The following is a 24,471-nucleotide window of genomic DNA, read 5'->3' as shown; positions in this document are numbered from 1 at the left end:
CCGCATGCGATCCCTCGTATTCCTGCCGCTGCTCGCCGCGCTCGCCGGCAGCGCCGGCGCGCAGACGCCCGACGACTTCGCCTGGGCCTGGCCGCTGCAGACACCGGGCGACGACGGTGTGCACGTGGTCGAACTCGACGACGCGGTCTATGCCCGCCTCGCCCGCGACGACCTGCGCGATCTCGTGGTGTTCAATGCCGACGGCCAGGCGGTGCCGTTCGCGCCGCTGGCCGCGGCGACCCGGCGCGGGAGTCAACGCGCGGCACTGCGCTGGATGCGCGTGCCGGTGGCCCCGGCGCGCGGCGGCGAGGAGCAGTTCTCGCTGCGCCTGCAGCGCGATGCCGACGGCACCCTGCGCGACCTGCAGCTCGACAGCCGCGCCGCGGTGGCCGACGCGCCGGCGCCGGACCTGCTGGTCGACCTCGGCGACGAGCCGCCGTCGGTGTCGGCGCTGCAGCTGTCGCTGGGCGACGACGTCGACGGCCCGGTGAACCTGCGGGTGACGGTGCTCGAGAGTGACGACCTCGCGGGCTGGCGCACGCTCGCGAGCGGGCTCGCGCTGGTGTCGCTGCAGGATGGCGGCCTGGCGATCGAGCGTCTGCGCCTGGATTTCGCGCCGTCGCGGCAGCGCTATCTCCGCCTCGCACTCGCGAACGGCGGCGACTGGCCGGCACTGGCGCGGATCGAGAGCGAGCGCGAACACGTCGAACACGTGCGCAGCGGCCGGCGCGAACTGCTGATCGAAGGCGAAGCCGTGGCCGGCGAGGCCGGCACCTTCCGCTATCGCCTGCCGGGACCGCTGCCGGTCGAGGCCTGGGACCTGCTGCCGGCGGCGACGAACACCGTCGCCGCCGTGCACCTCGAGACCCGCGCCGACGACGGCAGCGACACCCGCTGGCGCCACCTTGCCGACGGCACCGTCTTCCGGATCGGCAGCGGCGACGACGAGGTGCGGCAGTTGCCGGGCGAAATCGCGGTGCGCCGCGACCGCCACTGGCAGGTACGCACGACACCGGCACTGGCGCAGCCGCCGACCCTGCGCCTGAGCTGGCGCCCGGACCGTTTCGTGCTGCTCGCGCAGCCGCCGGCGCCCTACGCGCTGCACGCCGGCAGCGTCCGCGCCGTGCGCCCGGACTATCCGGTGCAGGCGGCGCTGGGCGCGGCGACCGCCAACCGCCCGGCCGGCTGGGAGCCACCGCTGGCGGCGATCGGCGAAGGCCACGAAGCGGCCGGCGATCTCGCGCTGCAGCCCGACCGCGGCCCGGAATACCGGCGCTGGGCGCTGTGGGCGGTGCTGGCGGCGGCCGGCCTGCTGGTGCTCGGAATGGCGCTGCGGGTGCTGCGGCAGCCGGGCGGCTGAGGCCGTGGTGGATCGCCGGCGCTAGGCCTTCAGCGCCTGCAGGCGCGCCGCCAGGATTTCCAGACCCGGCGCCGCATCCCCGCCCGGTGACACCCGCGCGGCGAGGCTGGCCGTCGGGTCGGCACCGGCCGCCGGCAGCGGATCCGCCGCCGCCTGCCTGTAGGCGTCGCGGAACGGCACGCCGGCGACGGCGAGCTCGATCGCGCGGTCGGTGGCGTACATGCCGTCGTCGAAGGCCGCGGCAATGGCTTGTGGCCGCCACTGCAGGCCGCGCAGCAGGCCCGGCAGCAGTTCCAGCGCGCCGAGACCGCGACCGAAGGCATGCACCAGCGCGCCCTTGGTGTACTGCAGGTCGCGGTGGTAGCCGGAGGGCAACGACAGCAGCTGCTCGATCTCGGTGCGCGCCGCGGCGACGCTGGCATGGGTGGCGCGCATCAGCTCGACGAGGTCGGGATTGCGCTTGTTCGGCATGATCGAGGAACCGGTGGTGTACTGCGCCGGCAGCGCGACGAAGGCGAACTCGCCGGTCGTGAACAGGCTCAGGTCCCAGGCCAGCCGGCGCAGGTCGCCGGTGGCCGCCGCCAGCGCTTCGATCGCCGCCAGTTCGAACTTGCCGCGCGACAGCTGCGCATAGATCGGCGACACCTGCATGCGGGCGAAACCGAGTTCGGCGGTGGTGAATTCGCGGTCGAGCGCGAGGTTCACGCCGTAGCCGGCGGCGGTGCCGAGCGGATTGGCGTCGATCCAGTCCAGCGCCTGCCCGGCGCGCACGGCGTCGTCGATGAAGGCTTCGGCGAAGCCGGCCCACCACATCGTCGTCGAGGACACGACCGCGCGCTGCAGGTGGGTATAGCCCGGCAGCGGCTGGCGTTCGTCGGCGGCGCGCGCGAGCACGATCTGCGCGCACTCGATGCACAGCGCCCGCAGCGTCGCCAGCTTCGCCTTCAGCCACAGCCGGGTCGCGACCAGGATCTGGTCGTTGCGGCTGCGGCCGGTATGCACCTTGCGGCCGGTGTCGCCGAGGCGCTCGACCAGGCGTGCCTCGATCGCCGAATGGCAGTCCTCGTAGCGCGCGTCGAGCACGAAGGCGCCGCTGGCCAGGTCGGCGGCGAGCACGTCGAGTTCGCGGCAGATCGCCTCGCCCTCGTCCGCCGTCAGCAGGCCGATGCGCACGAGGCCGCGCGCGTGCGCGGCGCTGGCGACGATGTCGTGGGCGATGAACTCGCGGTCGAGCAGCACGTCGTCGCCGGCGAGGAACGCCTGGATGCGCGCATCGACCGCGACCCCTTCTTTCTGCCACAGCAACTCGCTCATGCGTCGCTCCGTTCCAGCGGGATGCCCAGGGTCTCGGCGAAACCGAAGGCGAGGTTGAGGTTCTGCAGCGCCTGGGACGCGGCGCCCTTCAGCAGGTTGTCGATGGTCGCCACCGCCACCGCACGGCGGCCGCCGTCGGCGAGCGTGAAGCCGCCGATCTCGACGTGGTGGCGGGCGGCGATGCGGCTGACCCAGGGCGCGCTGGCGAGCACCCGTACCAGCGGTTCGTCGCGATAGTGGCCTTCGTAGCGCGCGCGCAGCTCGTCGGCACCGAAGGCGCGGGCGAGGTGCAGGTTCACGGTGACCATGATGCCGCGGAACCAGCCGGCGACGTGCGGCATGAACTGGATCGGCTGCCCGAGCTGGTGGCCGACCTCGCGCTCGTGCACATGCCCGGACAGCGAATACGGCATCAGGTTGTCGCGCAGCTTCTCCGGGTCGTTACGGTCCGAGGGCGTGGTGCCGGCGCCGGAATAGCCGGAAACGCCGAAGCACTGCGGCGGCGCCGCCAGCGCATCGCACAGCGGCGCGATCGCCAGCTGCATCGCGGTCGCATAGCAGCCCGGATTGCTGATCCGGCGGGCACCGGCGGCGCGGGCACGCGTGAGTTCAGGCAGGCCGTAGTACCACGCGGCGTCGAAGCGGTAGTCGGCGGACAGGTCGACGACGACGGTCTGCGGCGCCATCGCATCCAGCGCGGCGACGAAGGGCGCGGCGAGGCCGTTCGGCAGCGCCAGCACGATCGCGTCGGCGCCCTGCCCGGCCGCGGCGGCCGCGTCCAGGTTCACGTAGCGCAGGTCTCCGGCGAAGGCCGGTTCGAACTCCCGCAGCGCCCTGCCCGCACGTTCGCGCGAGGACACGAAGGCGAGTTCGAACTGCGGATGGGCGGCGATCAGGCGGATCAGCTCGCCGCCGACATGGCCACGGGCGCCGACCAGGCCGATCCTCGGGCGCGTGTTCATGGGCTGCTCCCGTGTTCGAGGCGGAAATCGAGGTTGCGGCGCACATCGGGCCACTCCACGTCGAGGATCGAATAGACGACGGTGTCGCGCAGGTGGCCGTCGGGCATGCGCATGTTCCGGCGCAGGATGCCGTCGCAGTGGGCGCCGAGGCGTTCGATCGCCCGTCGCGAGCGCTGGTTGAAGCGGTGGGTGCGCAGTTCGACGACGGTGCAGGCCATCTGGTCGAACGCGTGGCCGAGCAGCAGCCGCTTGGCCTCGGTGTTCAGCGCGGTGCGCTGCACCCGCTGCGAATACCAGGTATAGCCGAGCTCCAGCGACGGAATGTCCGGATCCATGCGGAAGAAGCGGGTACTGCCGACCGGGGCGCCGTTGCGGTCGCGCACGAGGAAGGGCATCGCCGTGCCGGCCTCGCGGTCGGTCAGCGCCTTGCCGACATAGCTGCGCACGGTCTCCGGGCCGGGCACCGCGGTGTACCAGAGGTTCCACAGCTCGCCGTCGGACGCCGCCTCCAGCAATGCGTCGGCATGCTCGCGCTGCAACGGCTCGAGCTGCACGTGCGTGCCTTGCAGGATCGGCGGAATGCTCCAGTGCAGGTTGTTGCGCATGTCAGCCCTTCAGGGTCGCCGGCCGGGCGCGACAGTGATCGACGGCGAAGCGTATCGAATCCCAGTCGACGAGGCCGTACCAGAACACATTCCAGCGCTCGCCCTTGAGGCAGCCGTCGGCTTCCTCGACGTAGAAGTCGTTGACCGGGTTGCCGCGGCGCGCGCGCCAGAACAGCTGCGGTGTGCGCGCCCGCATCACCTGCCAGGCGGCGCGGCCGAGGCCCTCGCCCTGGGCATCGTCGCTGACCGCGAACTTGTCGAGATGCGGGATGCCGTTCTCGAGCGTGATGATCAGCGCGGCGCGATAGTGCTCGCTGACATAGGCGCGGTGGAGCGGCGTCTTTTCGAAATAGTCGGCGGCCAGGCTGCGCCCAAAGCCGGATTCGATCAGCCGGCGCAGCCGCGCCAGGTCCATCTCCTCCCAAGCACTGGCGACCCGCACCTGCTCGCCGCGGCGGACCAGGGTGCCGGAACCGCGGTGGGTGAACAGCTCCTTCGCGAGGTTGTCCGGGCGGGTGATCGACACCGAGCTCGAGGGCGGCAGCTGCATCAGCAGATCGTGGATCTGTTCGAGCTTGAGCTTCATGCCCGAATGCAGCCAGGGCTGCGCCATCAGCGCCTCGTATTCGGTGCTGAGGTTGATCGAGTCGATGATCTCGCCCCCGCCGTCGAGCAGGCCGCCGGTGCCGGTCAGGAAGACGATCTTGTAGGGCTGCAGTTCCTTGACCAGCTCGTTGGCGGCGAAGTCGGCATTGACGTTGACGATCTGCCCGCCTCCGGTCTCGCCGAGCGAGGCGATCACCGGGATCGAGCCGACCGAAAGCGCCGCGCGGATGCTGCCCGTCTGCACCCGCCCGACCTTGCCGACGAGGCCGAAGCGTTCGGCGTCGAGCAGATCGCACTCGAATACGCCGGTGATCACCGAGGTCGCGCGCACACCCTGGGCCTGCAGGGCCTCGACCAGGCGCAGGTTCTGCTGCTGCGAGACCTCGCGCACGATCTTCAGCGCCGCCGCGTCGGTGACGCGCAGGCCGTCGACGACGCGCTTGACGATGCCGGCCTCGGCCATGCGCGCGTCGAGCTGCGGGCCGGCGCCATGGATCACGATCGGCGTCAGGCCGACCTGCTGCAGGAAGGACAGCGAGGACACCAGCGCCTCGAGGTCGTCGCGCAGGATCGCACCGCCGACCTTGACCACGGCGAAGCGCGCCGCGTCCAGGCGCGAGAAGCGCTTCAGGTACTGCTGCAGTTCCTTGGCGCTGCCGATGTTCGACAGCAGGCGGACGATGGTGCTGCGGGTGGCGTTCATGCGAGGAGGCGCTGGTAGTGGGCGGTGGCGGCGGCGAGCTGGTCGAGGGCGACCCATTCGTCGGCGCTGTGGGCCTGGGCGATGTCGCCGGGACCGAACACGAGGGCGGTCAGGCCGGCGGCGGAGAACAGCGAGGCTTCGGTCCAGAAGTCGACGGCGTTGCCGACCGGCAGGCGGAGTTCGTCGGCGAGGTCGCGCGCCTGCAGGCGGCGCGCTTCGGCGGCGGCGACATCGCCGGCCGGCAGCGAGGGGCCACGGAAGGTTTCCTCGTAGGCCTCGAGCGCGCCTTCCGGCACCAGCGCGGCGAAGCGCGCATGCAGCTCCTCCGGCGCCATCGACGGCAGCGGCCGGAAACCGAAGCGCAATTCGGCGGCGGGCGCGATCATGTTCGCCTTGATGCCGCCTTCGATGCGGCCGATGTTGAAGCGCAGCCCGGTCAGGCCACCGAAGCGCAGATGATCCATCGCCGCGACCGCGTCGAGCGCGGCACTGCCCCAGCGCATCGCCGCATGCACGGCGCTGGCCTTGCGCGCGTCGGCATTGCTGGCATGGCCGGCGCTGCCCTTGAAGGCCAGGCGCACCGAACTGATGCCGCGGTGGGCGAGCACGGCCTCGCAGTTCGTCGGTTCGGCGACGATCACCTCGCGGAAACCGTGGTCACGGGCGAGGAAGGCGGCGATGCAGCGGGCATCGTTGGCCTCCTCGTCGGTGCTGAACAGGAACGCGGCGTCGCCCTTCCCCGCCTGCGCGGCGGCGACCAGGCCGGCGGCCGCGCCCTTGATGTCGCAGGCGCCGAGGCCGATCGCCCGGTCTCCGGTGACGCGCAGGCGCAGCGGATCGGCGCTCCAGGCCGGCGACGACGGCACCGTGTCCAGATGCACGTTGAACAGCCGTGTCGGCGCGCCGCGCACGGCGAGCATCGACACCGCGCCGGCGCCGTGGTCGATCACCACGATGCGGAAGTCCGCCAGTTGCCCGCGCAGGTAGTCGAAGATGCCGCCGGTGCCGATGTCGCGCGGCGGATTGCGGGTGTCGAAGCCGACCAGCGCCTCGAGATGGCGCAGGGTGTCGGCGAGCAACTCAGCCACGGCCGCCGCCCCGGTTCACTTCCGCCCACAGCGTGCTGCTCATGCCGAACAGGCGGATGAAGCCCTCGGCCTCCTCGACGCCCCAGTCGGCCGACTGCGCATAGGTCGCACCCTTGGCGTGCAGCAGGTGCGGCGAGCGGACCGCGACCGCGTCGACCTTGCCGCCTTCCGTTCGCAGCACGACCTCGCCGTTGACGCAGGCCTGGCTGGAGCGCAGGAAGGCCTCGAGGTCGGTCTTCAGCGGGTCGTTGTAGAAGCCTTCGTAGACCAGTTCGACCCACTTGCGGGCGACCTCGGGCTTGAAGCGGTTCTGCTGCTTGCTGAGCACCGCCTCCTCGAGCGCGCGGTGGGCGGCGAGCAGTGCGGTGAGGCCGGGGGCCTCGAAGATGATGCGGCCCTTCAGGCCGATCGTGGTGTCGCCGGTGTACAGGCCGCGGCCGACGCCGTAGGCACCGAACAGGCCGTTGAGCTTCGCCAGCAGCGCGGCGCCGTCCATCGCCTCGCCGTCGAGCGCGACCGCTTCACCCTGCGCGAAACGGAGCGTCACCTCCAGCGCCTGCGCCGGCCATTCGGCGCGCGGCCGGCACCAGCCGCGGGCGCCTTCGCCCGGCGCTTCCCAGCGATCGATCTCGCCGCCGGACAGGGTCACGCCGAGCAGGTTCTCGTTGATCGTGTAGCTCTTCTGCTTCGCGCGCACCTCGAATCCGCGCTCCTCCAGATACGCCTGCTCGTAGGCACGGGTCTGGGTGTGCTCCTTCTGGATCTCGCGGATGGGCGCGACGATGCGGTAGTCGCCGGCGGCCTTCACCGCCAGATCGAAACGCACCTGGTCGTTGCCCATGCCGGTGCAGCCGTGCGCGATCGCATTGGTGCCGAGCTCGGCGGCACGCTTCAGCGCGGCGTCGACGATCAGGTAGCGATCGGAGACCAGCAGCGGGTACTGGCCCTGATAGCCCTCACCGGCCATCACGAAGGGTTTCACGAAGCCGGCCCAGATCGCGGGGCCGCCATCGACGGTGACATGGCTGGCAGCCCCCAGCTCGGCCGCGCGCGACTCGATATAGGCGCGCTCATCGGCGTCGACACCCCCGGTATCGGCGAACACGGTATGCACCGCCCAGCCGCGCTCCTTCAGCCACGGAATGCAGAAGCTGGTGTCGAGGCCGCCGGAAAAGGCGAGGACGATGTCTTTCGAAGTCGTGGAGGACATGGACGAATCCCTGGTTCCCAAATGCCTGTAGGAGCGGCTTCAGCCGCGATGCTTTTCTCTCCGCGGCGCAGCCGCGATGCTTTTCTCTCCGCGGCGCAGCCGCGATGCTTTTCTCTTCCGCGGCCTCAGCCGCAATGCTTTTCTTCGAATGCCCGGACGCGCGCACTCACCGCCCGACCAACGCCGCCATCACCGCCTTCTGCACATGCAGCCGGTTCTCGGCTTCCTCGATCGCGATGCAGGCCGGCGAATCCATCACCGCATCGGTGGCCTTGACGTTGCGGCGCAGCGGCAGGCAGTGGCTGAACACGCCGTTGTCGGTCAGCGCCATCTTGGCCTCGTCGACGATGAAGTGCTTATGGGCGTCGCGGATCGGCTTCTCCTGTTCCCAGCGGCCGAAATACGGGATCGCGCCCCAGCTCTTGGCGTAGACCACGTGGGCGCCGCGGTAGGCCTCCTCGACGTCGTGGCTGATGCGGAAGCTGCCGCCGGACTCCGCGACGTTGTCCTTCGCCCAGCCGAGGTAGCGCTGATCGAGCGCGTATTCCGGCGTCGGGCACAGCAGGGTCACGTCGGCGCCGAGGCGGGTGGCGATCGTCAGCGCCGAATTGGCGACCGCGGTGTTCAGCGGCTTCGGGTGATACGTCCAGGTCAGCACGTACTTCTTCCCGCGCAGGTCCCGGGTGCCGAAGTGCTCCTGCAGCGCCAGCGCATGCGCCAGCTCCTGGCAGGGATGGGTGATCGTCTCGAGATTGATCACCGGCACCGTCGAATACTTCGCGAACGACTTCAGCACGCTGTCCTCGCGGTCGACCGACCAGTCCTGGAACTTCGGGAACGCGCGCACCGCGATCAGGTCGACGTAGCGCGACAGCACCCGCGCGACCTCGGCGATGTGCTCCTCGGCCTCGCCGTCCATCACCGTGCCCGGCTTGAACTCGATCGGCCAGGCGTCCTTGCCCGGCTGCAGCACCACCGCGTGGCCGCCGAGCTGGAAGGCGCCGAGCTCGAAGCTGGTGCGCGTGCGCAGCGAGGGGTTGAAGAACACCAGGGCGATCGACCGGCCCTTCAGCTGGTCGCCCAGCTTTTCGCGCTTGAACGCAGCCGCCTGGGCGAGCACGGCGTCGAGTTCGGCGCGGGTCCAGTCCTGGGTGTTGAGGAAATGCTTCATCGGTGACCCCTGGTGACGGTTCGGATGGCGGTGACGGAGTGCGGAAACGAAAAAGCCCAGCACGGGGCTGGGCTTTCGGAAGACGGCAGGACGCGTCCGGTTACCCAGCGTGGATGTGGGCTTCCGGTCGGCGCGCGCGCGAGGTCATGCCCGCCGCCATCCAGGCGGAGGACAGGAAACCGACGGCGGCGCGGGAGTTCGGCATGAGGGGCGCAGGATAGGCTCTGGCGGGAAGGGCCGCAAGGCTCAGCGCCAGGAAGCGTGATCGATGTCCGGGGTCACCGAGACGCGGATGCGCAGTCGGTTACCCGGATCCCAGGGAAGCCGGGACATGTATTTCTCGCCCTTGTACATGTACTCGACGTCGTAGCCGACGACCTGCCGTTCCTCGCGCTCGACCTCGACGATGTAGCAGCCCGGGCGCGGCTCGGCATTCTCCTCCGCGACCCGGCGACCGACCGCGCCGCCGACCACCGCGCCGGCGACCGTCGCCGCCCGCCTGCCGTCGCCGTCGCCGATCTGGTTGCCGACCGCGGCGCCGACGATCGCACCGATCACCGTGCCGCGCGCGGCGGCCGCGTCGTCGCGGCGATCGCCGTCGCAGCGCTCTTCGGGGGTCCGGGTGCGGACGGTTTCGACGACTTCGTCGGCGCGCAGCACCTGCGCATAGCCGTAGCTGACGTTCTCCTCGACCGCGGCATAGGCCGAGGCGCCTTCGTCGCGCGGGTCCGGGTACTGCGCCGCGACGCTGCCGGTCATCACGAGCAGCAGCGGGAGAAACAGGCCGGGACTGGCACGCATCGATCTACTCCGGTCGGGCGTTCGACCGGCGCGATGCATGCTCACGGGCGTTCGCGGCGGTCTGGTTTGCGCCGGATTCAAGCACCGCGCGCCTGAACCCGAGCATAAGTATTCCGTTAAAGCGCGGGAATACCACGCTAGACTTCGGCTCCGTCCATCCGATCGCGATCCATGGAACTGCGCCTGTACAACAGCCTGACGCGGCAGCTCGAGACCTTCGTGCCGCAGGACCCGAACCGCGTGACCATGTATGTCTGCGGGCCGACGGTCTACAACTTCGTGCACATCGGCAATGCCCGCCCGCCGGTGGTGTTCGGGGTACTGGCCAGTCTTTTGCGGCGGCGCTATCCGAAGCTCGTCTACGCCCGCAACATCACCGACGTCGACGACAAGATCAACAACGCCGCCCGCGAACGCGGCGTGGCGATCAATGAAATCACCGACCGCTACGCCGCCGCCTACGCCGAGGACATGGGCCGGCTCGGCGCCGCCGTGCCGGACGTGATCCCGCACGCGACCGCGCACATCCCGCAGATGATCGCGATGATCGAGCGCCTGATCGACGCCGGCCATGCCTACGCCGCCGAGGGCCACGTGCTTTTCTCGGTCGCGAGTTTCCCGGGTTACGGGCAGCTGTCGGGCCGCGATCCGGAGGACATGATCGCCGGCAACCGCATCGACGTGGCGCCCTACAAGCGCGACGCCGGCGACTTCGTGCTGTGGAAGCCGTCGACGCCTGACCTGCCCGGCTGGGACTCGCCCTGGGGCCGCGGCCGGCCCGGCTGGCACATCGAATGCTCGGCGATGGCGGCGACCCATCTCGGCACCACGATCGACATCCACGGCGGCGGCGCCGACCTGATGTTCCCGCACCACGAGAACGAGGTCGCGCAGTCCACCTGCGCCCATGGCGGACGGGTCTTCGCCCGCTACTGGGTGCACAACGGCATGCTGACCTTCGACGGCGCCAAGATGGCCAAGTCGGTCGGCAACGTCGTGCTGGTGCACGACCTGCTCGACCGGCACCCGCCGGAGGCGCTGCGCTACGCGCTGCTGTCGGCGCATTACCGGCAGCCGCTCGACTGGTCGGACAAGCTGATCGAGCAGAGCGTGCGCACCCTCGACCGCCTCTACGGCACCCTGCGCGACCTCGCCGACGTGCCGGTCGGCAGCGCGGCGACGACGCCGCTGGCGATCGAGGCGGCACTGTGCGACGACCTCAACACTCCGGCGGCGCTGGCCGAGCTCTCGCGCATCGCCGCCGACGCGCGCAAGGCCGAAGGCCCGATCGCCCGCGCCGCGGCGAAGGCCGAGCTGCTCGCCGGCGGCGCGCTGCTCGGCCTGCTGCAGCAGGCGCCCGAGGCCTGGTTCGCGCGCGGCACCGATGCCGGTGACGACGCCCGCATCCAGGCCCTCGTGGACGAGCGCAATGCCGCGAAGCAGGCCCGTGACTACGCCCGCGCCGATGCCATCCGCCAGCAGCTCGCCGGCGAGGGCATCCTGCTCGAGGACACCCCGGCCGGCGTCCGCTGGAGGCGCGGCTGATGCGACCGACCGAAGCGTCTGCCGCGGAAGCGCAGGCGGCGATCGCCGACGAATTCGCCTTCTTCGGCGACTGGTCGGAGCGTTACCAGTACCTGATCGACCTCGGCCGCAAGCTGCCGCCCTTCCCTGAAGACTGGAAGACCGAGGCCAACCGCCTGCTCGGCTGCCAGTCGAAGGTCTGGATCGTCGCCCGCGGCGACGCCGGCGAACTCGATTTCGACGCCGTCAGCGATTCGGCGATCGTTTCCGGGCTCGTCTACCTGGCGCTGCGCGTCTACTCCGGTCGCAGCGCCGCGGAGATCCTGGCGACGCCGGCCGACTACATCGCCGCGATCGGGCTCTCGAAGCACCTGTCGCCGACCCGCAGCAACGGCCTCGCGGCCCTGCTGCAGTTCATCCAGGACACCGCCCGCCGGGCGGCCGACGGAATCCCGCCACGATGATGAAAACCGCCCTCGCCTGCGCCCTCGGACTCGCGCTCGTCGCTGCCACCGCGGCGCCGGCGGGGGCCGGCACCCCCGCCGCGCCGCTGCCGCTGGCACCGGCCGCGGCCGAACTGCCGGCGCCGGCGCATGCGATGGCCGCAGTGGTCGCCCGCTACCGCGCCGACCTGGGCAGCCTGCGCCACGTGCACGACAGCACCGCCGGTCCGCGCGCCGAGGCCGCGCTGCGCGCCTTCAACAGCGAATGGCGGCAGCTGCTGGCCGGCCTCGACACCGCGGCGATGGGCGCCGAGGACCGCCTCGACCACGCGCTGCTGAGCCGCGAAGTCGATCGCCAGTTGTTCCAGCTCGACTTCGAGCGCCGGCGCTGGCGCGAGGCCGAACCGCTGCTGCCGGGCGTCGCCGAGCTGATCGCCCTGGTCGAGGCGCGGCGCCAGCACGAATACCCCGACGCCCGCACCAGCGCCGACACCCTCGATCGCAGCCGGCGCGCGCTCGCGGACCTGCGTACGCGCCTGGAGAAGGATCCGAAGGCCGTCGCGACGACGCCGATCGTCGCCTTCCGCGCCGCTGCCCTGCTCGAAGGCGTGCGCCGCGACCTCAAGGCCTGGTCGACCTTCCATGCCGGCTACGACCCGGCGTTCGGCTGGTGGACACGGCAGCCCTACGAGGTGCTCGACAAGGAACTCGAGACCTACGCGAAGCTGCTGCGCGACCGCCTCGCCGGCGCTGCCGACCCCGAAACCATCATCGGCGACCCGATCGGCCGCGAGGCGCTGCTCGAAGGCCTGCGCCACGAAGGCATCCCGTACACGCCCGAGGAGCTGATGCGCCTCGCCGAGCGCGAGCTCGCCTGGTGCCGGCGCGAACTCGAGCGCGCCGCCGCCGAGATGGGCGCACCCGACTGGCGCGCCGCGCTGGAGCGGGTGAAGAACCGTCACCCGGCACCCGGCGAGCAGCCGAAGCTGGTGGTCGAGCTCGCCGACGAAGCGATCGCCTGGCTCGACGCGCACGAGATGGTCACCGTGCCGGCACTCGCCCGCCGCGACTGGCGGATGACGATGCTGACCCCGGAATACCAGCTGCAGGCGCCGTTCTTCCTCGGCGGCGAGGACGTCTGGGTCGCCTACCCGGCCGATTCGATGCCGCACGACAAGAAGCTGATGGCGCTGCGCGGCAACAACCGCCACTTCTCGCGCGCGGTCGTGCACCACGAACTGATCCCGGGCCACCACCTGCAGTTCTTCTACAACACCCGCTACAACCCGCACCGCGAGCTGTTCGACACGCCGTTCTGGACCGAGGGCTGGGCGCTGTACTGGGAGTTCCGGCTGTACGACCTCGGCTTCGCGCAGACGCCGGAAGACCGCATCGGCATGCTGTTCTGGCGCAGCCACCGCGCCGCGCGGATCCTGTTCTCGCTCGGTTTCCACCTCGGCAGGATGACGCCGGATGAAGCCGTCGACCTGCTGGTCCGCGAGGTCGGCCACGAGCCTGAGAATGCGCGCGCGGAAGTGCGCCGCAGCTTCGCCGGCGATTACGGGCCGCTCTACCAGATCGCCTACATGGTCGGCGGCCTGCAGTTCCGCGCGCTGCACGACGAGGTCGTCGGTGCCGGCCGGATGTCCGAACGCGAATTCCACGACACCATCCTGAAAGGCGGCCCGATGCCGGTCGCCTGGGTGCGCGCGCGCCTGCTCGGCCTCGACCCCGCCTCGCCGGACGTCGGCCGCTGGAAGTTCTACGACTTCGGCGATGGCCGCTGAACCCGGCCCGCTGCGGACGATCGTCGTCGGCCGCTACGTCACGCCGCTGCGCGAGGGCGGCTCGCTGCCGGCCCTGGTCGAAGGCGACGACGACGGCCTGTACGTGCTCAAGTTCCGCGGTGCCGGCCAGGGCCCGAAGGCGCTGATCGCCGAGGTGATCGCCGGCGGCATCGCCCGCGCGCTCGGCCTGGCGGTGCCGGAGATCGTGCTCGCCGAACTCGACCCGGACCTCGCCCGCACCGAACCGGACCCGGAAATCCAGGAACTGATCCGCGCCAGCGCCGGCACCAACGTGGCGCTCGACTTCCTGCCCGGCTCGATCAATTTCGATCCGGCGGTCGACGAGGTCGACGCCGGGACGGCGTCGCGGATCGTCTGGTTCGATGCGTTCGTCAGCAACGTCGACCGCAGCGCCCGCAACACCAACCTGCTGGTCTGGCACGGCCGGCCCTGGTTGATCGACCACGGGGCCGCGCTGTACTTCCACCACGGCTGGGATGGCGACACGCGGGTCGCGGCGCGGCCGTTCCCGATGATCGCCGAGCACGTGCTCCTCCCGCGCGCGACCGAGCTCGCCGGGGTCGACGCGGCGTCCGCGGCGAAACTCGACGAGGCGACGCTGGCGACGATCATCGCCGCGGTGCCCGACGTGCTGTTCGACGACGCCGACGGCCACGACCCGGCGCGGCGCCGCGCCGCCTACCTCGCCTACTTCCTGGCGCGCCTGGCCCGGCGCGACTTCGTCCGGGAGGCGATCGATGCGCGCCGCTGACACCTACGACTACGCGGTGATCCGCGTCGTGCCGCGCATCGAGCGCGAGGAGTTCATCAATGCCGGCGTGATCCTGTCCTGCCAGGCCTCCGGCTTCCTCGGCGCGCGCATCGCACTGGACGAGGCCAGGCTGCGCATGCTCGCGCCGGAGGTCGACCTGGAGCTCGTGCGCCGGCACCTCGAGGCGATCCCGGCGATCTGCGCCGGCGGCCCGGATGCCGGCCCGATCGGTGCGCTGCCGCTGCGTGCGCGCTTCCACTGGCTGACCGCGAAGCGCAGCTCGATCATCCAGACTTCGCCGGTGCACACCGGACGCTGCGACGCCCCCGAACGCACGCTCGAACGCCTGCTCGACCGGCTGGTGCGCTGAACCGACGCCGCCAATGGAAAGCCCCGCCGGGGCGGGGCTTTCCTGCTGACGCGAACGGGCCGCGGGATCAGTCGCCCATCTGCTTCTGGCGGTGTTCCCAGCGCTCCTGCGCGTCGATCGTGCGTTCGGCGGTCAGGCGCGCCTCGAGGCGTTCCAGGCCGATCTCCTCGCCGGTGTCGACGCAGTAGCCGTAGCTGCCGTCCTCGATGCGCTTGAGGGTGCTGTCGATCTTGCTGATCAGCTTGCGGTAGCGGTCGCGCGTACGCAGCTCGAGCGAATTCTCGGACTCGCGGCTGGCGCGCTCGGCTTCGTCGCCGACGTCACGCACCTCTTCCTTGAGGTTCTCGATCGTCTGCTTGGACTCCTCGACCAGATCCTCCTTCCAGGCCAGCAGGCGCCGGCGGAAGTACTCGAGCTGCATCGGGTTCATGTATTCCTCGTCCGCGCTCGGCTTGTAGCCGTTCGGCAGCTCGACGGGACCCGGACGCGGGCTGACGACCGGCTTCAGGCGCTCGGGACGGGGCACCGCCGGTTTCACGTAACCGGCGCGGACGCCACCGGACTTGCCCGCCGGCTCGACCGCGCGCGCGACCGCCGGGGTCGCCGCCGACTTCGCCCTGGACGCCGCGGTCTCCTGCTTCGCGGCGGCCTTCGCCACCGGCGTGGCTTTGGCCGGCGCGGGCCTGGCCGGAGCGGCCTTGGCCGGAGCGGTCTTCGCCGGCGCCGCCTTCGTCGATACCGCCTTCGCGGCCGGCTTGGCCACCGCCTTCGCGGCAGGCGCCGGCTTCGCGGGCTTCGCTGCCGGCTTCGTGACGGCCTTCTTCGCCGGCGCCGGCTTCGTGGCCTTGGCCACCGCCTTCTTCGCGGCGGGCTTCGCCGCCGGCTTCTTCGCCGGCGCCTTGGCGACCTTCTTCACCGCTTTCGCGGCCTTCTTCACGGGCTTTGCGGCCGGCTTGGACTTGGCCGCTTTCGCGGGCTTCCTGGCGGCCGGCTTGGCGGCCTTTTTCGCGGTCTTCCTGGTAGCCACTGCGTCGTTCCCTCTCTTTCCTTGAGGCTCGAAGGCGGCGTGTTATAGCCTAGTCCCCATCGAGCGGCAACCTTAGTCTCGCCGCTCTGCCGGCGCAATCGTGAAGAAATTCGTCCTCCTGCTGTTGCGCGCCTACAAGCTCTTCATCAGCCCACTGCTAGGGCCCCGTTGCCGCTTCCATCCGACCTGCTCGACGTACACGATGCAGGCGGTCGAACGTTTCGGCGTGCTGCGCGGCGGCTGGCTCGGCACCTGCCGCATCTGCCGCTGTCACCCGCTGCACCCGGGCGGCTACGACCCGGTGCCGGAAACCTGGAAGAAGGACCCGCCATGAACCGCCTGCTGATCCGCAACGCCCGCCTGGTCGACGATGGCCGCGAATTCGAGGCCGACCTGCGCGTGCGCGGTGACCGCATCGAACGCATCGGCCCCGAACTGGCCGCCGAGCCCGGCGAAGACGTTCGCGACGCTTCCGGCATGTGGCTGCTGCCCGGGGTGATCGACGCACAGGTGCATTTCCGCGAACCGGGCCTGGAACACAAGGGCGATCTCGAGAGCGAACCCGCGGCTGCGGTCGCCGGCGGTGTCACCAGCTTCCTCGAGATGCCGAACACGAAGCCGCCGACGCTCGACGACGCCGCGCTCGAGGACAAATACCGCCGCGCCGCCGGTCGCTCGCGCGCGAACTTCGGCTTCTATTTCGGCGCCAGCAACGACAACCTGGAAGCGGTCAAGCGCATCGATCCGGCGACGACGCCGGGCCTGAAGATCTTCATGGGCGCCTCGACCGGCAACATGCTGGTCGACGATCCGGCGATCCTCGATGCGATGTTCGCGCACAGCCCGGTGCCGATCATCACCCACTGCGAGGACACCCCGATCATCGACGCCAACCTCGCCGCTGTGCGCGCGAAGTACGGCGACGACGTGCCCGTCGACCTGCACGGCGAGATCCGCTCGCGCGAGGCCTGCATCAAGTCGACGAAGCTCGCGCTCGAGCTGGCGCGCCGGCACGGCACCCGGCTGCACGTGCTGCACATCAGCACCGCCGAGGAGCTGGAACTGTTCGAACCGGGCCCGGTCGAGGGCAAGCGCATCACCGCCGAGACCTGCGTGCACTTCCTGCACTTCGCCCGCGCCGACTACGCGACCCGCGGCAACTTCATCAAGTGCAACCCGGCGATCAAGGAAGCCTCGGACCGCGCGGCGATCCTGCGCGCGGTCGCCGACGACCGCATCGACGTGCTCGCCACCGATCACGCGCCGCACACCCTCGCCGAAAAGCAGCAGCCCTATCTGCAGGCACCGAGTGGGCTGCCGCTGGTCCAGGACTTCCTCGGCTGCGCGATCGACAAGGTGCGCGACGGCCACTTCAGCCTGCCGCACCTGGTGCGCAAGCTCTGCCACGCGCCGGCGATCCGCTTCGGCATCCGTGAGCGCGGCTTCCTGCGCGAAGGCTGGTATGCCGACCTCGTGCTGGTCGATCCGCGGCGGCCGCGCGCCGTGCGCCGCGAGGACGTGCTGTCGCGCTGCGGCTGGTCGCCGTTCGAGGGCGAGAGCTTCTCGACTTCGGTCGCCGCGACGTTCGTCAACGGCCAGCTCGCCTGGGACGGCGAGCGTCTCGTCGGCGCGGCCAACGGCCGCCGCCTGGCGTTCGCGCGATGAGGTCCGGACCGGTGCTGCGTACGCTCGTGCTTCTTCTCGCCGGCGTCGCCGGCGTCGCCGCGGCCGCGACCGGGCTTCCGGAAAGGGTCGCCCAGGGCGATCTGGTGATCGGCCGCACGACGCCGGGCAGCCAGGTCGTCTACGGCCAGCGCAGGCTTCGAGTCGACGGCGAAGGCCGTTTCGTGTTCGGCGTCGGCCGCGACGAGTCCGGGCCGGTGCGGCTGACCGTGCTCGCGCCGGACGGGACGATGGAGACGATCGAACGCGCGGTGACACCGCGCAACTGGCGGATCGAGCGCGTCGACGGCGTCGACCAGGCGACGGTGACGCCGAATCCCGAGATCGCCGCGCGCATCGCCCGCGAGCAGGCCCGTGTCAGCGCCGCGCGCGAACGCGACGACGACCGCAGCGATTTCGCCCATGGTTTCCGCTGGCCGGTGAGCGGCCGCATCAGCGGCGTCTACGGCAGCCAGCGCATCTACAACGGCACCCCGAAGTCGCCGCATTCCGGGCTCGACGTCGCGGTGCCGACCGGCACGCCGCTGCGGGCGCCGGCGGCCGGCGTGGTGACCTTCGCCGATCCCGGCCTCTACCTGACCGGCGGTACCCTGCTGCTCGACCATGGCCACGGCGTCAGTTCGAACTTCCTGCACCTGAGCCGCATCGACGTCGCCGTCGGCGACCGGGTCGAGGCCGGCCAGGTGATCGGCCGCGTCGGCGCCACCGGCCGCGCGACCGGGCCGCACATGCACTGGGGCATGAACTGGTTCGACGTGCGCGTGGACCCGCAGGTGCTGCTGCCCCCCGCCGACTGAGACCCGTGCCGGCGCCGGGCCACGGCGCTATGCTGGCCGCGGCTCACGTCCAGGGGAATGCGTCATGCGCGATTCGATCCCGGCCCGCCTCGCGGTCACCGCCCTCGCCTGCCTCGGCCTCGCCAGCCTGCCCGCCACCGCGCGCCAACCCGACGGTGGCGGCGCGCTCGCACCGCAGGACGCCGCCGACCACGTCTCGGAAGCACTGGACCGCCGCCTCGCCGGGGAAGCGGCCGCCAACATCGCCCGCCTGCGCGCCGAAGGCCGCCTGCCGGCCGCGCAGGCCGGCGTGATCCCGAAGGTGTCCGGGCTGCAGTGGCCGCTGTCGCGCGGCCAGACGCCTGGCACCGACTGGCACGGCATCTCCAACTTCGTCGACCTGAACCCGACGATCGGGCAGTTGCGCGACTACACCTGCGGCACCCGCACCTACGACACCGCCGGTGGTTACAACCACCGTGGCGTCGACTATTTCATCTGGCCATTCTCGTGGATGCTGCTCGACCAGGGCGCGGTCGAGGTCCGCGCGGTCGCGCCGGGCACCCTGGTCGGCCGCGCCGACGGCAACAACGACCGCTCGTGTTCGATGAACGCGCCGGACACGCCGAACTACGTGACGGTGCGCCACGCCGACGGCACGATCGCCCGCTACCTGCACATGAAGAACGGTTCGGTGACCACGCGGCCGATCGGCAGCGCGATCGCGGTCGGGGAGGTGCTCGGCCGGGTCGGCAGCTCCGGCGTCTCCACCGGACCGCACCTGCATCTGGAACTGCGCGCCAACGAAAATGCGAACGCGGCGGTGATCGAGCCGCATAACGGCGCCTGCAATACGACGCCGTCGGCCTGGGCGGAACAGCGCCCCTACCGCCAGCCGGCGATCAACCGGCTGTCGACCCACAATGCACCGCCGGTGCAGCCGAGCTGCAGCGGCACGACGATGCCTGGCACCGACGTGCCGAACTTCCGCGACCAGTTCAATCCGGGCGAAAAGGTGATCTTCCTCGCGGCCTACCGCGACCAGGCCTATGGCGAGCTGAGCGAGTTCCGGGTGCTGCGCCCCGACAACAGCGTGTTCACGAGCTGGAACCTCGACACGGCGGCGGTGCCCGGCGCGCAGCCGGTGTACAACGCCAGCTACTGGTACTGGGAATACACCCTGCCCGGCAACGCCCCGCACGGGCTGTGGCAATGGGAGGCGCGCTACCAGGGCGTGACGACCCGCCACTACTTCCGCGTCGGCAACAGCACCCAGGCGATCCCGGACATGAAGGGTCTGATCGGCGCCTGGTTCGAGCCGGCGACCTCGGGCCAGGGTTTCGAGCTGCACTGGCTCAACGACGAACAGGTGCTGCTGTTCTTCTATGGCCACCACGACGACGGCAGCAACTTCTTCCTGCTCGCGCAGCGCTGGGGCCGGTTCGACTTCAACCAGGAAGTCGAATTCGAGCTGTACCAGACCACCGGTGGCCGCTGGACCGACCTCGACCCGGCGCAGATCCAGCGACCCGGCTGGGGCACCGCGCGCATCACCTTCGTGGACTGCGAAACCGCGGTCGCCGAACTGGACGGCATCGACGGCAGCCAGGTGCTGAACCTGGAGCGGCTCGGGCGGACGGTGGGCCTGAGCTGCGACTGAGGTCGCGGACGCTGCCGCGGCTCAGCGGGGTACCAGGCCGTCGGGCAGCGTCGAATAGCCGCCGGCGACGCCCTTGCTGGCGACCGCGACGGCGTCGTGCGGATGCAGGCTTTCCTGGTGCGCGACCCGCACCAGGAAGTCGGCGATGCGCTCGTCGACGTCCAGCGCCTGCTGCACGCGGCGGGCGGCGTCCTCGCAGAACATCAGGTTCTGGCCGTTGAGCAGGGCGAAGGCCTGCTCGTCGACACGCTTCACCGCGGTCTGCACCGGCGTCTTCAGCGCCGCTTCGATGCGGTCGATGAATCCGACGATCGGGATGTCGGCGAAGGCCGGCACCAGGCGCAGCTTCACCTCGGCGATGCTGCGCTGCGCATGCGGGGTCGCGACGATGCCCTGCTCGCTGCCGAGCCAGGCGAGCACGGCTTCGCGATCGAGCAGGCCGGCGGCGAAATCAGCGGAGAACTGCTGCTGGATCAGCTGCCGCGCCAGCGCCGCCGAACACGGGCAGGTGCTCGAGTACTGCACCTGCAGGCCGAGCTCGAGCGCGAAGTGGCCGCGTTCCATCACCGCGGTCAGGGTCACCGGATAGGCCTTCCAGCCGCTGTTGTCGCTGGCCAGCGCCTTTCGTCGCACCAGGTGATCGAACTGCAGGCGCAGCAGCGCGCGGTCCGACAGCCCGGCATGCGATTCCAGGAAATCCTTCAGCAACCGGCGCAGGCCGGCCGGGGTCACCGGCTCGGCCGACAGCATCCGGTCGACGTGCAGGTACAGGCGCGACATATGGATCCCGCGCGCGTCTTCGCGGCGCAGGTTCACGAAGGCGTCGACCTTCGCCGGGCTGGTGACGACGCGGCCGTCGTCGGCCTGCAGCGACACCGGCATCTCGATCCGGCCCATGCCGACCCAGTCCAGCGCGCCCGCGAGCGCGGGGCGGCCGTCGGCGGCGATGTCGGGCAGTGCCCGGGCGGTACTGGTCTGGTCGAAGGGGGCCATCGACGGCTCCTGGAAAGGTTTCAGCAGGGTTTGGGGCGGGCGCAGCCTACGTCAACGCGGCTGAAGCGCGGCGGACGCAACGAAGCATTGCCGGCGGCGGCCTTCACTGCTGCCGCGCGATCCACCAGCCGCGCAGCACGCTGGCCAGCGGCGCCGGCGGCGCGAAACCGCGGCCGGCACGCAGCCGCTGCAGCCGCGCGCGGTCGAAACCGAGCCGCAGCCGCCGCAGCAGCGGCGCCCCCGGCAGGCGTTCCGGTGCGGCCGCCAGCAGCTCGCCCGCCCAGTCGCGCAACAGCGCCTCGCCCTGGCCGGCGGCGACCGCCGCGACGTCGAGACCATGCCGGGCCAGCAGGTTCATCGGCAGGCGCGCCTGGTCATCGGCGGCGAGGCCGTGCGGCAGGCGTTCCTGCAGCAGGTGCACGGCGATCGCGGTATCAGCGCCGGGCACCGGCGCCGCCGCGCCGAACAGGCCGGCCTCGACCGCAGCGATGGCGGCCGCCAGCGGCTGCAGCTGGGCGATCGCCGCGGTCGGATCGGCCGGGCGGCTGTCGTCGGCGACGGTCGCCAGCAGTGCCGAAGCCAGGCCGCGCCACGGCAGGCCCGGCCCGGCCAGCGGCGCGGCCAGCGGGTGCCGGCCCTCGCCGCCGCCGATGCGCTGCAGTTCCTCGGCCCACCACGGCAGCTTGCTGGCGACGATGCGCGGATCGCTGAGCTCGAACGCGGCCTCGCGCAGCTCGTGCAGCAGCGCCCCCCAGGCGCGGAAACGCGGGCGCAGCGGCGGCGGGCAATAGACCTCGGCCAGCGCCATCTCGGGCTCGCGCGCGAACCACTTGTGCACGAAGTGTTCGATCGCGGCGGCATCGCCGCCGGGGCGGTCCGGCCTCACGGCGGCAGCAGGGCGATCACGGCGCCGGCATCGGCGCAGAGCCGGTCGGCCTGCCAGCTCACCGGGTCCTCGTGCGGCAGCCGGTAGCCCCAGGCGGCGGCGACCACCGGCATGCCGGCGGCGCGGGCGGCGAGCACATCGCGCTCGTCGTCGCCGACGTAGAGCGCGGCGTCGGCGGCGATGCCGAGCTGCGCGCAGGCATGCCGCAGTGGCGCGGGGTCGGGCTTGCGCTGCGGCAGTGTGTCGCCACCGACGAGCACCGCGCAGCGCTGCGTCCAGCCGAAGCCGTCGACCACGGCGCGCGCGAGCCCTTCAGGCTTGTTGGTGACGATGCCCCAGCGCAGCCCGCGCGCCTCGATCGCGCCGAGCAGCGCGTCGACGCCGGGGAACAACACGCTGTCGACCTTCACCGCCTGCGCGTAATAGTCGAGGAAGGGCGGGATCATCGCCTCGCGCGCCGCCTCGGCGACGTCGGGCAGCGCGGCCGCGAGCATCGCCCGTCCGCCCTTGCTGACCACCGGACGCAGGCGTTCCAGCGGCACCGGCGGGCTGCCGTGATCGGCGCACACGCGGTTGACGGCGTGGCAGAGGTCCGGCGCGGTGTCGACCAGGGTACCGTCGAGGTCGAACAGGACCGCCTGCAACGGCGGCATCAGGGCTTCACCGCGCAGACGAGGTAGTTGACCCGCGCCGCGCCGCCGACCCGGGCGGTGCCGCGGATCGGGTCGTAGGCCAGGCCGCTGACGTCCTCGAGCTGCAGGCCGGCGGCACGCAGCCAGGCCGCCAGTTCGGACGGGCGGATGAACTTCGCGTAGTCGTGGGTGCCACGCGGCAGAAGGCGGGTGATGTACTCGGCGCCGACGACCGCCAGCGCGAAGGCTTCCGGCGTGCGGTTCAGCGTCGACAGGAACAGCCGGCCGCCGGGGCGCAGCGCACGCGCGCAGGCGGCGACGATCGCCGCCGGGTCCGGCACGTGTTCGAGCATTTCCATGCAGGCGACGGCGTCGAAGGCTTCCGGCTCCGCGGCGGCGAGTTCCTCGATCGACTGCAGGCGGTAATCGACCTGCAGGCCGGATTCGAGCAGGTGCAGCTTGGCGACGTCGACCAGCTCCGGGGCGAGGTCGAGCGCGGTGACGCGGGCGCCCTCGCGGGCCAGGGCCTCGCTGAGCAGGCCGGCGCCGCAGCCGACGTCGAGCACGCGCGCGCCCGCAAGCGGCATGCGGTCGCGGACGTAGCCGAGCCGGGCCGGGTTCAGCTGGTGCAGCGGCTTCTGCGGACCCTGCGGATCCCACCAGCGGTTGGCCAGTGCACCGAACTTGGCCAGCTCGGCGGCGCTGGCATTCGTCGCGGCGGCGCCTGCGTCGTGGTTCACGGCGCCGCCCTCAGCGCGGCGATGCGGCCGCGCCAGCGTTCGGCCTTGGCCAGCAGCGCCTCGGTGTCGATGTCGACGAGGCGCCCACCGGCGAGGCGGCGGCGACCGGCCAGCCAGACATCGCTGACCTGGTGGCGGCCGACCGCATAGACGAGCTGTGAGATCACGTGGTGCAGCGGCTGCGTCTCGACCTGGGCCAGGTTCACCGCCACGAGGTCGGCCGCCTTGCCCGGCGTGATCGAGCCGATGCGCTCGCCGAGACCCAGCGCGTTGGCGCCGGCCAGCGTCGCCATGCGCAGGGCGGTCGCGGCGTCCACCGCGGCGGCGTCGCCGGCGACGCCCTTGCCGAGCAGCGCGGCGGTACGCAGCTCGCCGAACATGTCGAGATCGTTGTTGCTGGCGCAGCCGTCGGTGCCGAGCGCGACCTCGACGCCGGCCTGCTGCAGCCGGTGCACCGGGCAGAAGCCGCTGGCGAGCTTGAGGTTGGATTCCGGGCAGTGCACGACGCTGACCCCGCGCTCGGCGCACAGCATGATCTCGGCTTCGGTCAGGTCGGTCATGTGCACCGCCATCAGGCGCGCGTTGACCAGGCCGAGGCGGTCCAGGCGCGCCAGCTGGCGCATGCCGTGGGCGGCGATCGCGTCGACGTTCTCCTGCGCCGTCTCGTGCACGTGGCAGTGCACGACCAGGTCGAGCTGGTCGCTGAGCATACGGATGCGTTCGAAGGCCGCGTCGGACACGCTGTAGGGCGCATGCGGCACGAAGCAGGTCGACACCAGCGGATGCCGCCGCCAGTTGTCGTGCACTTCCAGGGCCTTGTCGAAGTACTCGTCGGTGGTGCGCGCCCAGGCGGTCGGGAAATCGATCACCGGCAGGCCGACGACGGCGCGGAAGCCCAGGCGCGCATAGGTCGCGGCCTGCACGTCCGGGAAGAAATAGTTCTCGGCGCAGGTGGTGGTGCCGCCACGCAGCATCTCGGCGACGGCGAGCTCGGCGCCGTCGGCGACGAACTCCGGCCCGATCACCTTGCCCTCGATCGGCCAGATGTGCTCCTGCAGCCAGGTCATCAGCGGCAGGTCGTCGGCGACCCCGCGCAGCAGGGTCATCGGGTTGTGGCAGTGGGCGTTGACCAGCCCCGGCAGTAGCGCCGCCTGCGGCAGGCTGACGACTTCGGCGGCGGCGTAACGGCCGCGCGCCTCGGTCTGCGGCAGCACGGCGACGATGTCGCCGCCGCGCACCGCCACCGCATGGTCGGTGAGCACGACCCCCTGCGGTTCGACCGGGACGACCCAGCCCGCCTCGATCAGCAGGTCGACGGCTTCGGGCTGGCCGACGGCCGCGGGCGCCGGGCTCGTCAT

24 protein-coding genes are annotated in these 24,471 nt (G+C 71.3%); 10 read left to right on the top strand and 14 right to left on the bottom strand.

Going from position 1 to position 24,471, the window contains the following annotated elements:
• The first annotated feature begins 4 nt into the window (after positions 1 to 4).
• A complete protein-coding gene (locus tag K311_RS0101875; RefSeq protein ID WP_026815913.1) occupies positions 5 to 1,360 on the top strand; it encodes a DUF3999 family protein in 1,356 nt (451 codons plus the stop codon).
• A gap of 21 nt (positions 1,361 to 1,381) precedes the next feature.
• Here the strand turns inward: K311_RS0101875 and K311_RS0101870 are convergent, their stop codons facing one another.
• The 8 genes from K311_RS0101870 to K311_RS0101835 form a co-directional block, all read right to left on the bottom strand.
• Positions 1,382 to 2,674, bottom strand: a complete 1,293-nt coding sequence (locus K311_RS0101870; RefSeq protein ID WP_026815912.1) for an argininosuccinate lyase — start codon at positions 2,672 to 2,674, stop codon at positions 1,382 to 1,384.
• Entirely contained in the window at positions 2,671 to 3,636 is a 966-nt protein-coding gene (argC, locus tag K311_RS0101865; RefSeq protein ID WP_026815911.1) for an N-acetyl-gamma-glutamyl-phosphate reductase, read from the bottom strand. The genes K311_RS0101870 and argC overlap by 4 nt, the downstream gene beginning before the upstream one ends.
• Entirely contained in the window at positions 3,633 to 4,241 is a 609-nt protein-coding gene (locus K311_RS0101860; protein ID WP_051239371.1) for a GNAT family N-acetyltransferase, read from the bottom strand. The genes argC and K311_RS0101860 overlap by 4 nt, the downstream gene beginning before the upstream one ends.
• 1 nt (position 4,242) lies before the next feature.
• Complete coding sequence (locus K311_RS0101855) at positions 4,243 to 5,550, bottom strand: acetylglutamate kinase (RefSeq protein ID WP_026815909.1); 1,308 nt, start codon at positions 5,548 to 5,550, stop codon at positions 4,243 to 4,245.
• Entirely contained in the window at positions 5,547 to 6,638 is a 1,092-nt protein-coding gene (locus K311_RS0101850; RefSeq protein ID WP_211223617.1) for an acetylornithine deacetylase, read from the bottom strand. Before K311_RS0101850 ends, K311_RS0101855 begins: the two co-directional genes overlap by 4 nt.
• Positions 6,631 to 7,848, bottom strand: coding sequence for an argininosuccinate synthase (locus K311_RS0101845; protein WP_026815907.1), 1,218 nt, complete (start codon positions 7,846 to 7,848; stop codon positions 6,631 to 6,633). Before K311_RS0101845 ends, K311_RS0101850 begins: the two co-directional genes overlap by 8 nt.
• Before the next feature lie 166 nt (positions 7,849 to 8,014).
• Positions 8,015 to 9,019, bottom strand: coding sequence for an N-acetylornithine carbamoyltransferase (locus K311_RS0101840; protein ID WP_026815906.1), 1,005 nt, complete (start codon positions 9,017 to 9,019; stop codon positions 8,015 to 8,017).
• Positions 9,020 to 9,265: 246 nt separating this feature from the next.
• Entirely contained in the window at positions 9,266 to 9,820 is a 555-nt protein-coding gene (locus K311_RS0101835; RefSeq protein ID WP_026815905.1) for a glycine zipper 2TM domain-containing protein, read from the bottom strand.
• A 171-nt stretch (positions 9,821 to 9,991) separates the two neighbouring features.
• Here K311_RS0101835 and cysS point away from each other — a divergent pair, with 171 nt between their 5' ends.
• Genes cysS through K311_RS0101810 form a run of 5 tightly spaced genes read left to right on the top strand, consistent with a single transcriptional unit; the run spans position 9,992 to position 14,716 of the window.
• Positions 9,992 to 11,365, top strand: coding sequence for a cysteine--tRNA ligase (cysS, locus tag K311_RS0101830; RefSeq protein WP_026815904.1), 1,374 nt, complete (start codon positions 9,992 to 9,994; stop codon positions 11,363 to 11,365).
• On the top strand, positions 11,365 to 11,808 hold the full coding sequence (locus K311_RS0101825) for a SufE family protein (protein WP_026815903.1): 444 nt from the start codon (positions 11,365 to 11,367) through the stop codon (positions 11,806 to 11,808). Before cysS ends, K311_RS0101825 begins: the two co-directional genes overlap by 1 nt.
• Complete coding sequence (locus K311_RS14800; protein ID WP_161627283.1) at positions 11,808 to 13,574, top strand: DUF885 family protein; 1,767 nt, start codon at positions 11,808 to 11,810, stop codon at positions 13,572 to 13,574. Before K311_RS0101825 ends, K311_RS14800 begins: the two co-directional genes overlap by 1 nt.
• Positions 13,575 to 13,584: 10 nt before the next feature.
• The gene (locus K311_RS0101815; protein ID WP_026815902.1) at positions 13,585 to 14,346 is read left to right on the top strand and encodes a HipA family kinase; all 762 of its coding nucleotides are present in this window, start codon (positions 13,585 to 13,587) and stop codon (positions 14,344 to 14,346) included.
• Positions 14,333 to 14,716, top strand: coding sequence for a DUF3037 domain-containing protein (locus K311_RS0101810; protein ID WP_026815901.1), 384 nt, complete (start codon positions 14,333 to 14,335; stop codon positions 14,714 to 14,716). Before K311_RS0101815 ends, K311_RS0101810 begins: the two co-directional genes overlap by 14 nt.
• A gap of 67 nt (positions 14,717 to 14,783) precedes the next feature.
• Here K311_RS0101810 and dksA read toward each other — a convergent pair whose 3' ends face one another.
• Positions 14,784 to 15,743 carry an RNA polymerase-binding protein DksA gene (gene dksA / locus K311_RS17935; protein ID WP_081683220.1) on the bottom strand — a complete coding sequence of 320 codons (960 nt, stop codon included), beginning with the start codon at positions 15,741 to 15,743 and terminating at the stop codon, positions 14,784 to 14,786.
• A 97-nt stretch (positions 15,744 to 15,840) separates the two neighbouring features.
• Here dksA and yidD point away from each other — a divergent pair, with 97 nt between their 5' ends.
• From yidD to K311_RS0101780, 4 genes are all read left to right on the top strand, one after another.
• Positions 15,841 to 16,077, top strand: coding sequence for a membrane protein insertion efficiency factor YidD (gene yidD, locus K311_RS0101795; RefSeq protein WP_211223624.1), 237 nt, complete (start codon positions 15,841 to 15,843; stop codon positions 16,075 to 16,077).
• Positions 16,074 to 17,408 (top strand): dihydroorotase, encoded by a 1,335-nt coding sequence (locus K311_RS0101790; protein WP_026815897.1) that lies wholly within the window; start codon positions 16,074 to 16,076, stop codon positions 17,406 to 17,408. Before yidD ends, K311_RS0101790 begins: the two co-directional genes overlap by 4 nt.
• Positions 17,405 to 18,223, top strand: coding sequence for a M23 family metallopeptidase (locus tag K311_RS0101785; protein ID WP_026815896.1), 819 nt, complete (start codon positions 17,405 to 17,407; stop codon positions 18,221 to 18,223). Before K311_RS0101790 ends, K311_RS0101785 begins: the two co-directional genes overlap by 4 nt.
• Before the next feature lie 64 nt (positions 18,224 to 18,287).
• The gene (locus tag K311_RS0101780) at positions 18,288 to 19,862 is read left to right on the top strand and encodes a peptidoglycan DD-metalloendopeptidase family protein (protein WP_026815895.1); all 1,575 of its coding nucleotides are present in this window, start codon (positions 18,288 to 18,290) and stop codon (positions 19,860 to 19,862) included.
• 21 nt (positions 19,863 to 19,883) lie between these two features.
• Here the strand turns inward: K311_RS0101780 and folE2 are convergent, their stop codons facing one another.
• The 5 genes from folE2 to K311_RS0101755 form a co-directional block, all read right to left on the bottom strand.
• On the bottom strand, positions 19,884 to 20,855 hold the full coding sequence (gene folE2, locus K311_RS0101775) for a GTP cyclohydrolase FolE2 (RefSeq protein WP_043797508.1): 972 nt from the start codon (positions 20,853 to 20,855) through the stop codon (positions 19,884 to 19,886).
• Positions 20,856 to 20,958: 103 nt separating this feature from the next.
• Positions 20,959 to 21,741, bottom strand: coding sequence for an isoprenoid biosynthesis enzyme family protein (locus K311_RS0101770; RefSeq protein WP_026815893.1), 783 nt, complete (start codon positions 21,739 to 21,741; stop codon positions 20,959 to 20,961).
• The gene (gene gph / locus K311_RS0101765) at positions 21,738 to 22,394 is read right to left on the bottom strand and encodes a phosphoglycolate phosphatase (protein ID WP_026815892.1); all 657 of its coding nucleotides are present in this window, start codon (positions 22,392 to 22,394) and stop codon (positions 21,738 to 21,740) included. The genes K311_RS0101770 and gph overlap by 4 nt, the downstream gene beginning before the upstream one ends.
• Positions 22,394 to 23,113 carry a bifunctional 2-polyprenyl-6-hydroxyphenol methylase/3-demethylubiquinol 3-O-methyltransferase UbiG gene (ubiG, locus tag K311_RS0101760; RefSeq protein ID WP_026815891.1) on the bottom strand — a complete coding sequence of 240 codons (720 nt, stop codon included), beginning with the start codon at positions 23,111 to 23,113 and terminating at the stop codon, positions 22,394 to 22,396. Before ubiG ends, gph begins: the two co-directional genes overlap by 1 nt.
• Entirely contained in the window at positions 23,110 to 24,471 is a 1,362-nt protein-coding gene (locus tag K311_RS0101755) for a TRZ/ATZ family hydrolase (protein WP_026815890.1), read from the bottom strand. The genes ubiG and K311_RS0101755 overlap by 4 nt, the downstream gene beginning before the upstream one ends.

This window comes from Arenimonas composti TR7-09 = DSM 18010, from assembly GCF_000426365.1.
Lineage (GTDB): Bacteria > Pseudomonadota > Gammaproteobacteria > Xanthomonadales > Xanthomonadaceae > Arenimonas > Arenimonas composti.
Note: the sequence above shows the minus strand (reverse complement) of the source record. Positions and strands in the feature narration are given on the sequence as shown.

What these genes read in the sequence shown, in the direction of transcription:
- K311_RS0101875 (WP_026815913.1), top strand. Translation starts at nt 5, where the DNA reads ATGCGATCCCTCGTATTCCTGCCGCTGCTCGCCGCGCTCGCCGGCAGC.
- K311_RS0101870 (WP_026815912.1), bottom strand. Translation starts at nt 2,674, where the DNA reads ATGAGCGAGTTGCTGTGGCAGAAAGAAGGGGTCGCGGTCGATGCGCGC.
- argC (WP_026815911.1), bottom strand. Translation starts at nt 3,636, where the DNA reads ATGAACACGCGCCCGAGGATCGGCCTGGTCGGCGCCCGTGGCCATGTC.
- K311_RS0101860 (WP_051239371.1), bottom strand. Translation starts at nt 4,241, where the DNA reads ATGCGCAACAACCTGCACTGGAGCATTCCGCCGATCCTGCAAGGCACG.
- K311_RS0101855 (WP_026815909.1), bottom strand. Translation starts at nt 5,550, where the DNA reads ATGAACGCCACCCGCAGCACCATCGTCCGCCTGCTGTCGAACATCGGC.
- K311_RS0101845 (WP_026815907.1), bottom strand. Translation starts at nt 7,848, where the DNA reads ATGTCCTCCACGACTTCGAAAGACATCGTCCTCGCCTTTTCCGGCGGC.
- K311_RS0101840 (WP_026815906.1), bottom strand. Translation starts at nt 9,019, where the DNA reads ATGAAGCATTTCCTCAACACCCAGGACTGGACCCGCGCCGAACTCGAC.
- K311_RS0101835 (WP_026815905.1), bottom strand. Translation starts at nt 9,820, where the DNA reads ATGCGTGCCAGTCCCGGCCTGTTTCTCCCGCTGCTGCTCGTGATGACC.
- cysS (WP_026815904.1), top strand. Translation starts at nt 9,992, where the DNA reads ATGGAACTGCGCCTGTACAACAGCCTGACGCGGCAGCTCGAGACCTTC.
- K311_RS0101825 (WP_026815903.1), top strand. Translation starts at nt 11,365, where the DNA reads ATGCGACCGACCGAAGCGTCTGCCGCGGAAGCGCAGGCGGCGATCGCC.
- K311_RS14800 (WP_161627283.1), top strand. Translation starts at nt 11,808, where the DNA reads ATGAAAACCGCCCTCGCCTGCGCCCTCGGACTCGCGCTCGTCGCTGCC.
- K311_RS0101810 (WP_026815901.1), top strand. Translation starts at nt 14,333, where the DNA reads ATGCGCGCCGCTGACACCTACGACTACGCGGTGATCCGCGTCGTGCCG.
- K311_RS0101790 (WP_026815897.1), top strand. Translation starts at nt 16,074, where the DNA reads ATGAACCGCCTGCTGATCCGCAACGCCCGCCTGGTCGACGATGGCCGC.
- K311_RS0101785 (WP_026815896.1), top strand. Translation starts at nt 17,405, where the DNA reads ATGAGGTCCGGACCGGTGCTGCGTACGCTCGTGCTTCTTCTCGCCGGC.
- K311_RS0101780 (WP_026815895.1), top strand. Translation starts at nt 18,288, where the DNA reads ATGCGCGATTCGATCCCGGCCCGCCTCGCGGTCACCGCCCTCGCCTGC.
- folE2 (WP_043797508.1), bottom strand. Translation starts at nt 20,855, where the DNA reads ATGGCCCCCTTCGACCAGACCAGTACCGCCCGGGCACTGCCCGACATC.
- gph (WP_026815892.1), bottom strand. Translation starts at nt 22,394, where the DNA reads ATGCCGCCGTTGCAGGCGGTCCTGTTCGACCTCGACGGTACCCTGGTC.
- K311_RS0101755 (WP_026815890.1), bottom strand. Translation starts at nt 24,471, where the DNA reads ATGACGAGCCCGGCGCCCGCGGCCGTCGGCCAGCCCGAAGCCGTCGAC.